15 protein-coding genes are annotated in these 15,117 nt (G+C 64.5%); 6 read left to right on the top strand and 9 right to left on the bottom strand.

Translation table 11 applies throughout. From position 1 onward, the window contains the following. Positions 1 to 15 precede the first annotated feature (15 nt). Positions 16 to 1,269 carry a tyrosine--tRNA ligase gene (gene tyrS / locus QAZ47_RS19315; protein WP_278202302.1) on the top strand — a complete coding sequence of 418 codons (1,254 nt, stop codon included), beginning with the start codon at positions 16 to 18 and terminating at the stop codon, positions 1,267 to 1,269. A gap of 321 nt (positions 1,270 to 1,590) precedes the next feature. Here the strand turns inward: tyrS and QAZ47_RS19310 are convergent, their stop codons facing one another. From QAZ47_RS19310 to QAZ47_RS19270, 9 genes are all read right to left on the bottom strand, one after another. After that, on the bottom strand, positions 1,591 to 2,148 hold the full coding sequence (locus QAZ47_RS19310; RefSeq protein WP_278202301.1) for a hypothetical protein: 558 nt from the start codon (positions 2,146 to 2,148) through the stop codon (positions 1,591 to 1,593). Beyond that, positions 2,145 to 2,825, bottom strand: a complete 681-nt coding sequence (locus tag QAZ47_RS19305) for a DsbA family protein (RefSeq protein WP_278230418.1) — start codon at positions 2,823 to 2,825, stop codon at positions 2,145 to 2,147. The genes QAZ47_RS19310 and QAZ47_RS19305 overlap by 4 nt, the downstream gene beginning before the upstream one ends. Positions 2,826 to 2,972: 147 nt before the next feature. Further along, positions 2,973 to 3,494, bottom strand: a complete 522-nt coding sequence (locus tag QAZ47_RS19300; protein ID WP_278230417.1) for an SCO family protein — start codon at positions 3,492 to 3,494, stop codon at positions 2,973 to 2,975. Beyond that, positions 3,494 to 3,817, bottom strand: coding sequence for a hypothetical protein (locus QAZ47_RS19295; protein ID WP_278230416.1), 324 nt, complete (start codon positions 3,815 to 3,817; stop codon positions 3,494 to 3,496). The genes QAZ47_RS19300 and QAZ47_RS19295 overlap by 1 nt, the downstream gene beginning before the upstream one ends. Before the next feature lie 13 nt (positions 3,818 to 3,830). Beyond that, entirely contained in the window at positions 3,831 to 4,364 is a 534-nt protein-coding gene (locus QAZ47_RS19290) for a TlpA disulfide reductase family protein (RefSeq protein ID WP_278230415.1), read from the bottom strand. Between the two features lie 5 nt (positions 4,365 to 4,369). Continuing rightward, a complete protein-coding gene (locus tag QAZ47_RS19285; protein WP_278230414.1) occupies positions 4,370 to 4,810 on the bottom strand; it encodes a DUF411 domain-containing protein in 441 nt (146 codons plus the stop codon). 38 nt (positions 4,811 to 4,848) lie between these two features. Continuing rightward, a complete protein-coding gene (locus QAZ47_RS19280) occupies positions 4,849 to 6,285 on the bottom strand; it encodes a multicopper oxidase family protein (protein WP_278230412.1) in 1,437 nt (478 codons plus the stop codon). Between the two features lie 132 nt (positions 6,286 to 6,417). Beyond that, on the bottom strand, positions 6,418 to 6,888 hold the full coding sequence (locus QAZ47_RS19275) for a hypothetical protein (protein WP_278230411.1): 471 nt from the start codon (positions 6,886 to 6,888) through the stop codon (positions 6,418 to 6,420). 18 nt (positions 6,889 to 6,906) lie between these two features. Then, a complete protein-coding gene (locus QAZ47_RS19270; RefSeq protein WP_278230410.1) occupies positions 6,907 to 10,332 on the bottom strand; it encodes a DUF3971 domain-containing protein in 3,426 nt (1,141 codons plus the stop codon). 97 nt (positions 10,333 to 10,429) lie between these two features. Here QAZ47_RS19270 and QAZ47_RS19265 point away from each other — a divergent pair, with 97 nt between their 5' ends. The 5 genes from QAZ47_RS19265 to QAZ47_RS19245 all read left to right on the top strand — a co-directional run bounded on the left by QAZ47_RS19265 (position 10,430) and on the right by QAZ47_RS19245 (position 15,082). Beyond that, complete coding sequence (locus tag QAZ47_RS19265; protein WP_278230408.1) at positions 10,430 to 10,897, top strand: peroxiredoxin; 468 nt, start codon at positions 10,430 to 10,432, stop codon at positions 10,895 to 10,897. A gap of 165 nt (positions 10,898 to 11,062) precedes the next feature. Next, positions 11,063 to 12,337 carry a M23 family metallopeptidase gene (locus QAZ47_RS19260; RefSeq protein WP_278202291.1) on the top strand — a complete coding sequence of 425 codons (1,275 nt, stop codon included), beginning with the start codon at positions 11,063 to 11,065 and terminating at the stop codon, positions 12,335 to 12,337. A 140-nt stretch (positions 12,338 to 12,477) separates the two neighbouring features. After that, positions 12,478 to 13,914: an FAD-binding oxidoreductase gene (locus QAZ47_RS19255; protein ID WP_278202290.1), complete on the top strand. Its 1,437-nt coding sequence runs from the start codon at positions 12,478 to 12,480 to the stop codon at positions 13,912 to 13,914. Beyond that, positions 13,911 to 14,645: a FadR/GntR family transcriptional regulator gene (locus QAZ47_RS19250; RefSeq protein WP_278202289.1), complete on the top strand. Its 735-nt coding sequence runs from the start codon at positions 13,911 to 13,913 to the stop codon at positions 14,643 to 14,645. Before QAZ47_RS19255 ends, QAZ47_RS19250 begins: the two co-directional genes overlap by 4 nt. A 2-nt stretch (positions 14,646 to 14,647) precedes the next feature. After that, complete coding sequence (locus QAZ47_RS19245; RefSeq protein WP_278202288.1) at positions 14,648 to 15,082, top strand: VOC family protein; 435 nt, start codon at positions 14,648 to 14,650, stop codon at positions 15,080 to 15,082. Positions 15,083 to 15,117 lie beyond the last annotated feature (35 nt).

The raw sequence follows: 15,117 nt of genomic DNA, 5'->3' as shown, positions 1-15,117 counted from the left end.
CTCCGGGAAGAAAAGATGTCCGCCTTCAAGTCCGATTTCCTGCGCATCATGAGCGAGCGCGGCTTCATCCATCAGATTTCGGATGAAACCGGCCTCGACCAGCTTTTCGCCAAGGAAACGGTGAGCGCCTATATCGGCTTCGACGCGACGGCGAAGAGCCTGCACGCCGGATCGCTGATCCAGATCATGATGCTGCACTGGCTGCAGCAGACCGGCCACCGGCCGATCGCGCTGATGGGCGGCGGCACCTCGATGGTCGGCGACCCCTCCTTCAAGGACGAGGCGCGCAAGCTGCTGACGCCGCAAGACATTGAGGACAATCTCGTCGGCATCCGCCGCAATTTCGCGCCTTACCTCAAATTCGGCAGCGGCGCCGGCGACGCGGTCATGGTCAACAACGCCGATTGGCTGATGGAGATCAACTACGTCAATTTCCTGCGCGATGTCGGCCGGCATTTCTCCGTCAACCGCATGCTCGCTTTCGATTCCGTGAAGCTCAGGCTCGACCGCGAGCAGTCGCTGTCCTTCCTCGAATTCAACTACATGATCCTGCAGGCCTACGACTTCGTCGAGCTCTACAAGCGCGTCGGCTGCAGGCTGCAGATGGGCGGCTCCGACCAGTGGGGCAACATCGTCAACGGCATCGATCTCGGCCACCGGATGGAAGGCGTGCAGCTATTTGCGATGACCACGCCGCTGCTCACAACCTCGTCGGGCGCCAAAATGGGCAAATCGGCCTCGGGCGCCGTCTGGCTCGACGGCGACATGCTGTCGCCCTACGAGTTCTGGCAGTACTGGCGCAATACCGAGGACGCGGATGTCGGCCGTTTCCTGAAACTCTACACGACATTGCCCTTGGATGAGGTCGCGCGCCTCGAAAAGCTCGGCGGCTCGGAGATCAACGAGGCCAAGAAGATCCTCGCCACCGAGATCACCGCCATGTTGCATGGCCGCGAGGCGGCAGAGACGGCAAGCGAGACCGCGCGCAAGACTTTCGAGGAAGGCGCGCTTGCCGACACGCTGCCGAGCGTCGAGGTGGCCAAGGCCGATCTCGAGGCCGGTATCGGCATCCTGTCGCTATTCGTGACCGCAGGGCTCGCTGCTTCCAATGGCGAGGCGCGGCGACACATCCAGGGCGGCGCCGTGCGCCTCAACGACCAGCCGGTGACCGACGACCGGCGCATGGTGACACCTCAGGATCTGGGCGCGGAGGGTGTCGCAAAGCTCTCGCTCGGCAGAAAGAAGCACGTCCTGGTGCGGCCGATCTGACCCATTCGCCGCCATGTGCCACCGGCCGCGACGTTGCCGGGACGCAGGGCCGATCAGCTTCGCAGGTATTTGACCAGCGCCGCTATGCCGAGCAGAAGCGTGATGAAGACCAAGACCCAGATGAGCGCCATGCCCCCCATCATCCAAGCCGAACCGTCCATCATGGCGATCATCCTCCCTGGGTGGCGAGAGCCGGCCTCCCCGGGGCGTGTACCGGCGATTGCGAGGTGAACTAGATCGCAGCGCAGGTCTGTCAAGTCGACGAGGTTTCCGGTTGGCCAGCCGCGATCAGCGGGCGGAATGTCACTTCGCCGGCAAGCCTTACATTCCTCCGCCGCAGCCGTCGGAGAGGTTCCACACATCCACGATCTGCTTGCCGTCGAAACCATGCTCGTGGATCAGGTATTTCGCCAGTCCGCCATACACCTTCCAGCGCCAGCAAGGACAGCAGCAGGGACCTTTCTCCTCGGAATTGGCCATCGCGTAGTCATAGGCCTTCTGCTCGTCTCCGGTGAGCTTCAGATCGTAATACGGCATCATCTGCTGCGCTGTCGCGGCCGCAATGTCATAAGGATCGCCGGGGATCATCGGGATGGCGCGGTACTTGGCAAGGCCTCGCACCTGCTCGCCGTAGCGCTTCAATTCCATCGGACTGCAGCATGAGCCTTTGATGCGAGACATCGGTGGCATCGTCGCGATCGAGTCCGTGAACTTGGCCGAGCAGGTGCTGTTGCCGTTCTCGCTGAGATCCTTGAAACGCTTGGCCAATTCGGGATCGTCGGCGGCGATTGCTGGCCTCGGCCGCTCGAAAAGGCCCGCAGCCGTGGCGACGCCGAACGCGCCGAGAACAACCGTGCGCCGGTTTGGGGTGCTGCTCATTTGCCGGCCCTCGCTTGGTTGACCAATGTCTTCAGGGTCGCAAGATTGGTCGCGCCGGGATAAATCTGGTCGCCTGCAACGAAGCCCGGCGTCCCGGTGATCCTCAGTGCCTGGGCCAGTTCCGTGTTGCGGTCGATCGATGCCTGGATGTCCGGCTGACGCATGTCGGTATTCATGCGTTCGACGTCCAGCCCGGCCTCGGCGGCGGTCTTGAGCACGACCGCCTCAGTCACCCTTGTCTTTGCCGCATAGAGCGCCTTGTGAAACGCCGCGTATTTGCCTTGCTTGTCAGCGGCGAGCGCGGCCTTGGCCGCGAACACGGAATCAGGGCCGAGGATGGGAAATTCCTTGTAGACGATTCTAAGCTGCGGATCGTCGGCCACGGCCTGTTCCATGATCGGCGCCATCATTCGGCAATAAGGGCAATTATAATCGAAGAACTCGACCAGGGTGACATTGCCTTGCGCATTGCCGCCGACTGGGCTCCGCCTGTCGTGGAAGATGTCGTCCGCACGCGCCTTGAGCACCTTCCTGGCTTCGGCCGCCTCCGCCTGACGCTGGCGCTCGTCCAGGCTCTGCAGCGCCTGAACGAGAACCTCCGGATGGGCCAGGATATAGTCGTGGATCCGCTGGTCGAGCTGGTCCTGGGACATTTCGCCGGCCGCGAATGCCGGCATCCGAGCGCCTGGCAAGCCCGGATTGAGCAGCAGCCATCCCGCCAGTGCAGCGAGCAAGATGGTGCGAAAGATGCTTCCGAAAAATCGGCTCGTGTGCGTCCTGGTGAACATGTGCTTCCCTTTCCTCTCCGGAGCGATGGTTCTGCCTCACAGCAGGTTCTTCAGTTTCGCCAGCCAGCCTTCGCCCTGATCATGGTGCGGGCGCTCGACGTTGTTGGTGAGCGCGTTGACGAAGGTGACGAGGTCGGGCGTGTCTTTGCGCGGGTCGGTGGTTATGCTGATGAAGACGACCCGATCCTTCATCGGAGTCGAGTTCACCATCTTCTGGACCTCGGCGATCTTTTCGGCATGCAGCGGGCAAACGTCCGGGCATGAGGTGTAGATGAAGTGGAGCACGACGACCTTGCCGACGAGGTCGGCCGGGCGCAAGACGCGCCCGTCGGCGGCACGCAGCGTGAAGTCCGGCAGCGGCTTGTCGATTGGCTGGAAATACTTCTCGTCGTTCCGCAGCATGGCGTCGATGTCATCCAGCGAGTGCGCGCGTGCGCCATGCGCGAAGCCGACGGCGAGCGCCGTCAGTGCGAACAGGGCGCATAGCAAGCGCATCCACTGGTCCCGAACCAACGAAACACACCGGGCCACCGACTGACTTTGCACCCAGACGGACATCAATCACTGCCTTTCGTGTCGGCGGGAAGCGCTTTCGGACCGTCGGCGGCTTCTCCGGAAGAAACGTTTTCGGTCGCGCATGAACGGCCCGCTATCCGGTTCATACACAGCCCAAGCGCGCACATGGCCGCGCAAGGCAGGATGCTGAGCAGCACCGGCGCGACGCCGGCGGCGACAAGCCACGACCAGTTGAAGGCAAGGCCAGCGACGGCGATCGCTACGCCGCCAGCGACCAAGCCGCGGCGTCCGCCTGCAATAGAGCGAACGATGGATTGGCGGCCCAGTGAAACTTGACCGCTTCGGGTCAGTTCGGTCGTTGTCATGTCGTTTCCTTTCTCATTTGGCGGCGATGCGGGCGCGGATGAAGTCGACCATGTCGGGGGCGTCCCACTCGGCCGGGCCGATCAGCCGCCCTATCTCCTTGCCTTGCCGGTCGATCAGCAGCGTCATCGGCAGGCCGACGGCGCCGAGCGTGAACATCGCCTGGGCCGAAGTGTCGATGTTCGGCGCAAGGTGCGTGACGTCCGTCTCGGCGAAGAACTTCCTCACGGCATCAGGGCCTTTCCGGTCCATCGACAGCGCGACGACCTCGAAGTCCGGTCCGCCGAGCTTGGCCTGCAGCCGGTCAAGCGTCGGCATTTCCTTGCGGCAGGGCCCGCACCACGTCGCCCAGACGTTGAGCAGCACCACCTTGCCGGCATAGCCGGCCAGCGTCTTCGGCTGGCCGGCGGCGTCCGCGAAGCTGATCTCCGGCAGCGCGGCGGGCGTGTCGAGAACGGCGAAGTTCTGCGGCGCCTCCGCCGCCGCTGCGGGCAGCGAGGCCGCAAGCAGTATCGCCGAAAGGGTCACGGCCAGTTTGCGTGCGGTCATGGCGCTCATTCCGTCGCGTAGACGGTCGGCGCCTTGCCATCCTTGGTGAAGGCATAGACCGTCCAGGTCTCGCTCTTCTCGCCGCCCATGCCGGGCGCGCCGGCCGGCATGCCGGCGAGCGTGATGCCCGCGATGGCGGGCCGTTCGGTCAAGAGCTTCTTGACGTTCTCGACAGGCACCAGGCCATCGACGACATAGCCGTCGACCATGATCGTGTGGCAGCCTTCGAGGTCAGCGGGCACGCCGGCATCGCTGCTGATCTGCGAGAGATTGTTGACCGGCTTGATGTCGACCTTGAAGCCGTTCTTTTCGAGGTAGGCGGCATAGGCCTCGCAGCAGCTGCATTGCGGGTTCTTGTACATCACCGCCTCGATCGTCGCGGCCAGTGCCGGCAGCGGCGTTGCGATTGCAAGGCCGAGGGCGGTCAGCGCGTAGGTCAGTTTCATTTTTGCAGTTCTCCTTGTTTGATGGGTTGGATTGAGAATCAGGTCACCCGGAACACGGTCATCAAACCGGCCATCTGGTGGTCGGCGACGTGGCAGTGCAGCATCCAGTCGCCGGGATTGTCGGCGACGAAGGCGCATTCGATCACGTCCTTGGGGGCTAGAAGCACCGTGTCCTGCCATTGCCTGTGCGGCACGGGCGCACCGTTGCGCGACAGCACCGCGAGGCTGAAGCCGTGGACATGCATCGGGTGCCACCAGGCGGTTTCGTTGCGCATGGTGAGACGGCAGGTCGCGCCCCGCTCGAGCGTGAACTGCGGCGCCATGCCGGCATGGCCGTCGCCGGTCATCGACATGCCGTTGATCGCCCAGGCGGGGGAGCCCTTCATGCCGGGCATGCCCATGCCCATCATGCCGCCGACGCCGGCGAGCTTGCCGCCGCCCATCATGCCGCCTTGCAGCACGATTTCCTGGCGCACGGCGTTCGCGAGGTTCGGCGCAGGCAGCGGGTTGCGAGGCAGGGCAAGGCGGGCGTCGAGCGGATGCGCCCTGAGCGGGGGCCTCTTATCATAAGCAAGATTGGTCAGCATATAGGCAAGCCCATCGTAGAAGTCGTCGATCACGGCATGCCGGCTACCGGGGTCGCCTTGCATGTCGAGCACGACGTCGATGCGCGTTGCCGGTGCAAGCACAAGACGACCGTCAGCCGGCTCATGCGGCTCGCACGGCTGGCCGTCGACCGCGACGATAACCGGACGGTGGCCTTCGAAGCGCAGGGCCATCATGCGGGCAAGTGCGGCATTGGCGAGCCGGAGCCTGACGCGCTCGCCGGCCCTTACGCTCTGGTCCGTCGGCGCCTGCCCGTTGATGGTGACCACATTGCCGACGCGGCCGGACATCGAGGCATCCATCATGCTCCCGAAGCCGCCGGCGATCTGGCCGTCTTTGGTGAGCCGCCAGTCCTGCAGCAGCCACAGAAGGTCACGGTCGAAGGCGGCCGGCTCGGCCTCCTCGACGATGAGCGGGCCAGCCAATCCACTGCCAAGCTGCACGAGGCTATCGGTATGCGGATGGTACCAGAAGGTGCCCGCGTCCGGCGGCGTGAATTCGTAGACGAAGCTTTCGCCAGGCCCGATTGGTGGCTGAGTCAAGCCGGGGACGCCGTCCATGGCATTCGGCAGGCGGATGCCGTGCCAGTGGACGGTCGTGTCCTCATCCAACCCGTTTTCGACTGTGATGCGGACCGGCTGACCTTGCCTGAGCCGCAGCGTTGGACCGGGGATGGTTCCGTGATAGGCCCAGACAGGCGTGAATGGACCGTCGGCGTCGCCGAACCGCGCCTTGCCTGGCGCGACCTTGAGCGAGCGTTCATCGACGGCGGAGGCGCGTACGGGACGCAGCGAAGCGGACGCGGCAGCGCTCGCCACTGCCGCGAGAAACCCACGGCGTGATATGCAATAATTGGATTCGTATTTCACCCTTCTGACCCTTTGCGATCTCGATCGATGGCGAGTGGTTCGGCATCGACCTGCCTTGCGCACCCACGGCGCAACCATGCGCGCGCAGGCGATCAGGCGCCGGGGATCAGCCGTGGTGCGGCTGAAACGGCGTCAGGCGCTGGGTCTAGGAGGGTATGGATCGGGCAGAGAACTTCGCCCGCGCAGGAACGGAGTGGGCTCCGCCGATGGCTGTTGCAAGTGGAGCACCGTCGTCATGGCAAAGTCCTGCGGCAGCACGGCGAGCACGGGCGCAATGCAGACAGGCGGACACTGCTTCAGGCTATCGCCCGTGTCCTTGAGGCACGCCTTGCAATCGCTCTTCATTGCGCTGCCGGCGCCCATGCCCGCATCGACGGTCATAGCCATGCCGCTCGCCATCGTGGCCGACATGACGTCAGCCTGAGCGGCAGACAGGCTGAACCCGGCGGTCAGAAAGACAGCCAGCAGCATGACGATGAGATGTTTTGGCGATAGCCTTGCCATCATCCGCTCAGGCTGACGGCAAAGTGCTGTTTTTGCAAGTCCCAAGCCCGTGATCGCCCGCCGCTGCGACATCAAGGCCGGTCCAAGCCCTCTGGTCATGCGATGCGCAGCCTGCACTTACCTGTACTCGAAGATCGACCTGAATATCCCTGGCGCCACCACGGACAGCGGATTGATGTTGAGGGTCGGCTTGTTGGCGTTGCCGCGCAGCCTGTAGGTAACGCCGATCAGGCCGCGGTCGCGGCCATTGCCAAGCAGCGGGCCGAACAGCGGCAATTCGCCGAAGATGCGGTTCAGCCCGTAGACCGGCATGAAGGTGCCGGTCATATCCATGTTGTTGTCCTGGTCGTAGAGCGTGCCTTGGAAAGTCGTGCCGATGCGCGGGCCGCGCAGCAGGCCGTTTGCGAGCCTCAGATAACCCGAGCCCTTGTCGATCTCGGCAAAGCCGCGCTCGAACTGCACCCTTGAGGTGTCGATGTCGGCCTTCACCGCCTGGTTGAGGCTCCGCGTATCGCCGGCCGGCTTCGTCGACACGATCGAAGCGAGCTTCGGCTCGTTGACGACGTAGAAATTGCTGGCATCGACCTGCCCCTTCATCGGCCCGTCGGCGGCGCCCGCAAGCGACAGCGTGATCGCCCCGCCCTCCATATGCTCGTAGATGTTGAGGAAACGCAGGATCGCACCGGCATCGGCCGACTTCATCCTGAGCGACCGGCCGCCGTCGCCTGTGGTGTTCCTGACGGTGATCGCCGCACCGGAACTCGCCGTCGCGCTGACATCGAGACCGTTCACCCGGAAGCCGGCGCCGCTGTAGTCCAGTTTCAGGTTCGACAACACCTCGTCGTGGAAGCCGGTCAGCGATTTCACGTCGGCGCTGACCGAGATCGCGTCGGCGCCGGCGCCTTTCGTGGCCGTGTCGACATCGGAGGTGAACTGCTTGATCAGCGAACGGGCATCGAGGGACTCGCCGCTGACATCGACGGCGTAGCTCTTGCCCGATCGCTTCACCGAGACTGCGACATCGTCGCCCCGGTTGAGCGCGACCTTGCTGAAGCGAGCCGAGGATAGCGCCCCATTGACCAGCGTCACATCGCCGTCGACCGAAAAGCTCTTTCCGTCGAGCGCGAAATCCGACAGCGTGGTGGTGCTGCCGAACTTTGCCATCGTGAAGGTGGCCTTGGCCGGAATGCCTGCCCCCTTGCTCCAACCGACCCAGGGAATGTCGAGCTTGGCGCTGGTCAGGTCGGCCTCGACGCTCTGGCTGCCCTCGCCGCTCTTGTCGATCGCCACTTTGATGGTGCCTGAAAGCAGCGGCGACAGGCCGGGCATCGTTGCGTCGCGGGTCTTATCGTCGAGCACCAGCGCGACCTTGCGGCTGCGCGGCGGCCCCTTGTCCTCGAGCGGCTCGACCAGATCGAGCTCGGCCGGAATGCCGTTCAGCTTCGCCTTGGCCGATATCACCGCGCGGTCGGGGCCGACGGTGATTGAGCCGTCGGCCTCGGTGACAGTCTGGTCCTCGAATGGCTTGGCTAAAGAAAGGTCCTGGTAGTCCAGCGCGACCAGCCAGTCGAGCCTCGATGTGTCGACGCCGGAAGTCAGCGGAATGTCGGCCCGCACATGCCCGGTGACGGTACCGCTCAAATCCTCTGGCGCGAGGCCGACATGGCGCATGGCGTTGATCGGCTCGTAAGAGGCGAGCTCGGCGATTGCCGGCGCTTCGCCGGCGACGTCGATGTCGAGCGCGCCGATGACCGGCGAGACATTCGCCTGCTTCACCGTCAGCGTGCCGCCGCTTGCCGCCACGGTGCGGCCGCTCGGCATGTAGACGCTGCCGGAAGACAGGCTGATATCGACGTCGTTGCCGTGGAAGGCAACGACGCCGACCGCGTCGCGGATCGGCGGGATGCGGCCCGCCGTGTCGAAGCGCGAGCCCTCTACCTGGAAGCGGCCGAACACCTCGTCGCCGGAAAGCGGAACGCCGTTGCCGAGCCGCCCCGGCACGACCTGGAACTGCAAATTGGCGTCGACCACGCGGCCGCCGAACAAATTATCCAGCACCCAAAGCCGCGCGTTGCGGGCGGAGAACCAGGGCCACAGCTGCTTCACATGCGAGACCGGCATGTCGTGGACGTTGAGCGACAGCGACACACCCGGCGGCCCGTTGTCGATGAAGGCAAGCGAAGCGGTGCCTAGCACCTCGCTCGAGCCTCCGGAGCGGACGCCGATCTGCTCGGCGACGAGCTTGCGGCTCTTGGTCTGGTAGACGCCGGCGATGCGCGCGAGGAACTGAAGCGCAGGCTCCGGCGATTCCGACGGCGCGAGCGTCGAGCCGTCGCTGACAAGGTCGTAGCGGTAGGACGGTTCCTCGCCCGCGACAGCCGGCTTCGGCCCGATCGAGCCGGAGAAATCGAATGTCGAGCGGCCGGTCTTGAATAGCAGCCCGTCGATCGAGATCTTGTTCGACCCCGCCACAAGCGTGGCATTGGCATCGACGTCGGCCGGCAGCAGCCCGCGTGAGCCGAGATCGAGCACCGAGCCGCCGAGCGATAGCGAGGCCGCCAGCCGCGATGGCGTTTCGCCGGACGCCTCGGCGCCCGAAAGCTTCAGCGCAATCGAACCAAGTTTGCCTCCCTGGGGCTTGTCAGTGGGCGCGGCGGAGTTTCCGCCGCTCGAGCTTCCCCCGACCGGGGTTCCGCTGGCGTCCGCCACATCGAGGCTGGCGTCCAACGATGCGATCCGCCTGGCGCTCGGATCACGTGCGGCGGAAGCCGTCAGGCTGACATGCCTGCCGTCGACATCCGCATCGGATGAGAGTTCCATACTGCCGGTACCGGTCTGCGCGACCGTGGCCTCGGCGACGGTCACGCGCTTGACCGATCCGCCCGCCGGCAATTCGAATTCGACATTGCGGAGGTCGATCTGACGCATCGAATCCTCGCGCACCGCGTCCAGGGCTTCGTTGACGCCGGAAAACACCGCCGCCGACACTTTCTCCGGATCGACGAGACCATCCTCATTGCGCAACGCCGCCGTCCAGTCGCCGCCGCCGGAAGGCATCGCAGCGACCATGATGTGGGCATCGGAAAACCGGGCGCTGGTCAGCCGGACCTCGCCGGACAATAGCGGCAGCAGGCGCATGCCGAACCGCACGCGCCCGACATCGGCCATCGGCTTGCCGTCGGCCGTCTTCAGGCTGACGTCGCTGACCTGCAGGGCGATGAAGCTCGACCCGTCGAGCGTCAGCCGCGCCGGTCCGACGGTGACGTTGACATCGACGCCCGCGAGCTTCTCGATGGCCGTCTCGGCTTCGGCGCGAAGCCGCTCCGTGCCGATGCCTGACGTGCCAAGCACATAGACACCGGCCGCCGCCAGAAGCACCAGAGCACAGAGCCCTGCAAACACCCGGCCGATGACGCGGAAACGGCGGCGCACCGAGGCGCGGCCGAGCGGCGGCACGCTGCACGCGGACGGAAACATCCCCAGGTCGGTGATCTCGTCACGCCTGAACCTGATCTTCTCGTGCTGCGGTTGCTCCTGATCCAAGCAATATTCCGTTGTAAACGAACTCGTCGTGGACGAATCCCCGCTTCACGTTATATCGATGCTCGATCCGCGCGTAACCTCAGACAAGGGCATCGATATGGCTGATCTCGAAGTGGGCGACGTCGCGCCGCAGTTCGATCTTCCACGCGACGGCGGCGGCTCCCTCAGCCTCGCCGCATTCCGGGGAAAGCCCGTCGTACTCTACTTCTATCCGCAGGACGACACCACAAGTTGCACCAATGAGGCGATCGGCTTCTCGCAGCTGAAGCCGGAATTCGAGAAGGCCGGCACCGTGGTGATCGGACTGTCTCCCGATAGCGTAAAAAAACACGACAAATTCAAGGCAAAATACGATCTCACCGTCGATCTCGTCGCCGACGAGGAGCGCAAGGTGATCGAGGCCTATCGTCTGTGGGTCGAGAAGACGATGTATGGCCGCAAATACATGGGCGTCGAACGTGCGACCTTTCTGATCGACAAGGACGGACGGATCGCCCGCATCTGGCGGCAGGTGCGGGTCAAGGGCCATGCCGAAGAGGTGCTGGCGGCAATGCGCGCGCTCTGAAGCGGAGACCGCAGCTTCCGCGATTTTTGCTGGCCTTCCCTGCCGCAATTCAGCACCCGCAATGCGGGAATTAGTTACTGGCGCATTGCGGCCAGCAAAGCTTTGTTAACCCTAATAATGTGTAATCCCGGGCTGTCGTTGGAGTCGTAATGAGAGCTCGGTCCCGTGAAACCAAACGGTCAGTCAACGGTCTTCGGCAGGCGCAAGGAGCCCCACACGGTCATCATCGCCCGGGGCAACGAGATCAGGCATTTCACCATCCGCCCCTGGCTCGCCGCGTTCATCGGATCGGCGCTTGCAGCGATCGCCATCGGCTACCTGCTCGCAACCTCCTATCTGGTGTTGCGCGACGACCTGATCGGCGCCACGACCGCCAGGCAGGCGCGCATGCAGCAGGCCTATGAGGACCGCATCTCCGCCCTTCGCGCTCAGGTCGACCGCATCACCAGCCGCCAGCTTCTCGACCAGCAGCTCATGGAAACCAAGGTCAGCGAGCTGCTGGCCAGGCAAACCCAGCTCAGCCAGCGTCATGGCCGGTTGGGACCGATTCTCGAACGTGCCGAAAACGAGGTCGGCGACGTGCCCGCCGCAAGCGATGCACCGGCGAAGCCCGATGCCGAAATCACCGGCAGCCTCTCGCAGGCCCCGAGCTACTCCGTCGCTAGCCTGAGCGCCGGCGACACCAGGCCCTTCTCGCTGTGGTCGACACGCTCCGATCCGCTCGACAACGAAACCGCCGCGGATCGAGCCGACAAGCTGTTCGTGTCGATCAACGCATCGCTCAAGGCCATCGAGAGCCAGCAGCTTACCCGTATCGCCACGCTCGCTGACAATGCCTACAGGAACGCGGATGCGATCTCGCAGGCATTGCAAGCCGCAGGCCTGCCGGTCGACGCCGAGCTCGACAAGAACGATGTCGGCGGGCCGCTGGTGCCGCTCGATTCCTCTATGATCTTCGACAGCAAGGTCAAGGAGTTGGACGAGGCTCTTGATGCGCTTGATCAAGTCAAGAAAGAGGCGCGCAAGCTGCCGCTGACCAATCCCGCCCCAGGTCGCGCCGTCACCAGTCCGTTCGGCGTGCGCACCGATCCGATCCTCGGCACGGCCGCCTTGCACACGGGAATGGATTTCAGGGCGCCGATCGGCATGCCGGCCAAGGTCACGGCCGCCGGCGTCGTCACCAAGGCCGGCTGGAACGGCGGCTACGGCCGCATGGTCGAGGTCGACCACGGCAACGGTTTCTCCACCCGCTATGGCCATCTCAGCGAAATCGACGTCACCGTTGGCCAGAAACTCGCGGCCGGCGACGTGATCGGCAAGACCGGCAGCAGCGGCCGCTCGACCGGCCCGCATCTCCACTACGAAGTGCGCCACAACGGCGAGGCGGTCGACCCGCTGCGCTTCCTCGTCGTCGGCAAGAAGGTTGCGCCGTACCTTTAGCGCACGGACTCGCGGCAGACCGGAGATCCCTCCAGATCCATCCACAGTTCGGCTGGCAACAGCGCTCGCTTCGGATTGACTCGGCCCAAGTTGTAGGATGATATGTATCGCCCTATTGCCCGATGTTGGTTATGCCGCTGATGACCATTCGCCGTCTCTCGTCTGAGATACTCGACGCTCTCGAAGGCGCCGTCGGGCGCAACGGCTTGACTGCCGAGCCGGCAGGAATGGCGAAGTTTCTCGGCGATTGGGCAGGCGACTATAGCGGTGGCGCGCTTGCCGTGCTGCTGCCTGCGTCGGTTGCCGAGGTGCAGGCCTCGATACGTCTCTGCAGCGAGCTTGGACTTGGCGTCATTCCACAAGGCGGCAATACCGGACTGGTTTCGGGCGCCATCGATGGCAACGGAACCGGCCTGGTCGTCGTCAGCCTGGAGCGGCTGAACGCCGTCCGCCGGATCGATCCTGAGAACTTCACGCTTCAGGCGGACGCCGGCTGCGTCCTGCAGACGATCAAGGATGCGAGCGAGGCCGAAGACTGCCTGTTTCCGCTGGCGCTCGGTGCGCAAGGCAGCTGCCAGATCGGCGGCAATGCCGCCACCAATGCCGGCGGCGTTAATGTGCTGCGTTACGGCATGGCGCGCGATCTGATCCTCGGGCTGGAAGTGGTGCTCGCCGATGGCGAGCTGTGGAACGGATTTTCCGGGCTGCGCAAGAACAACAGCGGCTATGACCTGAAACAGCTCTTCATCGGCTCGGAAGGCACGCTCGGCATCATCACCGGCGTCGAGGTCAAGCTGTTCCCGAAGCCGGCCCGCGTCGAGACGGCCTATCTCGGCCTCGCCTCGTTCGAAGCGGGGGTCACGCTGTTCAACCGGGCGCGCCGCGCCTGCTCCGATCTGATCTCCGCCTTCGAGATCATCGGTTCGGAATGCATCGATCTGGCCCGGTTGGTCGATCCTGGAGTGACGGCGCCTGTCGCAGCGCCCGTCCAGGCGCTGATCGAATTGTCCTCGGGGCCGGGCATCGATCTTACCGGCGTGCTGGCCGGCTTTCTCACCGATGCAATGGAAAAAGGTTTAGTGGCCGACGCAGTGCTCGCGACCAGCGGCGCGCAGGCAAAGGCCTTCTGGGCGATCCGCGAGGGACTGGTCGAGGGCCAAGCAAAGCGCGGCTACCACGTGCGCACCGATCTCTCGGTGCGAATTACGGACATCCCAGCCCTGATCGAACGATTGCGCCGCTTCGTCGCGCTCGAACATCCCGGCTGGATCCCGCTCGCCTATGGCCATGCCGGCGACGGCAACATCCATTTCAACGTGCTGCCGCCACTCGATCTCGCCGCGGCCGATGCCCGCTCACGCGGCGCGGAGATCACAGCCGGTCTTTATGAGATCGCCGTCGACCTCAGTGGCTCGATCAGCGCCGAGCATGGCATCGGCCGCAGCCGCCGGCGCGAATTCTGGGCCGGGCTCTCGCCCACGCATCGCCGTATGGTCACCGCGCTGAAGGCCACGCTCGATCCCAAGGGACTGATGAATCCCGGCTGCCTGCTGCCCTCGACGGAGACTTTCTCATGAAACAAAGACTGGCCGCCATCGGCACCGTCGAGACCCTGCCGCACCGGGTCGCCGCCTTCCTCAGCCGCGAGATCGAATCCGGCGAGCTGAATCCCGGCACGCGGCTGCCGACCGAACAGGAGCTTTCCGAGAAATTCGGCGTCAGCCGCAATGTCGTCCGAGAGGCGATCGCCCAGCTCCGGGCCGACGGCATGATCGAGGCGCGGCAGGGCATCGGCGCCTTCGTGCTGGCGCCGGAGCAAAGGGCCGCGATCCGCATCGACCGCGAGGCGCTCAAGGACACGCACAATATGGAGCGGCTGTTCGAGCTGCGCTGCATCCTCGAGGCCGAGTCCGCCGCGCTCGCCGCTGCGCGCCGCAAGCAGGAGCATCTCGATTCGATCAAGGCCGCGCTCGACCGCATGGGCGGCGAGGAGCGCTGGGAGGAAGGCAGCATCGACGCCGACCTGTTGTTCCATCGCGAGATCGCGCGGGCGACCGGCAACAGCTACATCCACACTTTCATCTCCTTCGTCTGCGAACAGATCCGCCGTTCGATCCACTACGCCCGCATGACCAACCCGCTGCACGATCTCGTCGAGATCAATGTCGGCGAGCATGTGCGCATCTACGAGGCGCTGGTGGCAGGCGACCCGGCAGCGGCGGAAGCAGCGATGCGCGCGCACATCGTCGGCGCCGCCAACCGCGTCGGCGTCAAGCTGCCGCTCTCCAGGACCAGCGAGGCGAAATAATCATGTCGGCAAGCCTCACCCGCATCTCCGACGTCTGCCTGCTGGTCGAGAACATCGAGCGTACAGTCGATTTCTATGTCGACAAACTCGGCTTTCGGCTGCGTCGCCGCGCCGAGGGCTTTGCCGATTTCCATGGCGAGGGCGTGACGCTCGCCGCCTGGGAACTCGACCATATCAACCGGCATACCGGCGTGTCGAACCTGAGATCGCCGCGCCATGCGCACAAGGTTTGCGTCGCCGTTCAGCTCGGCACGCCGGCCGATATCGACCGGCTGCATGGCGAACTGAGCGCCAAAGGCGTGCCCTTCTGCGGCCCGCCGGAAGACTATGTCTGGAATGCGCGCTGCGCCTATTTCACCGACCCGGACGACACGCTCTGGGAGCTTTACGCCTGGCTCGACGGCGGCCCTGGCGACTACCACGACGAACAGCCGTAGACGACGCCGCGCCGAGGGAGCGGCGCTTGGAAGAA

The sequence above is a fragment of the Mesorhizobium sp. WSM4904 genome (genome assembly GCF_029674545.1).
Taxonomy (GTDB): Bacteria; Pseudomonadota; Alphaproteobacteria; order Rhizobiales; family Rhizobiaceae; genus Mesorhizobium.
This window is presented reverse-complemented; position numbering and strand designations above follow the sequence as displayed.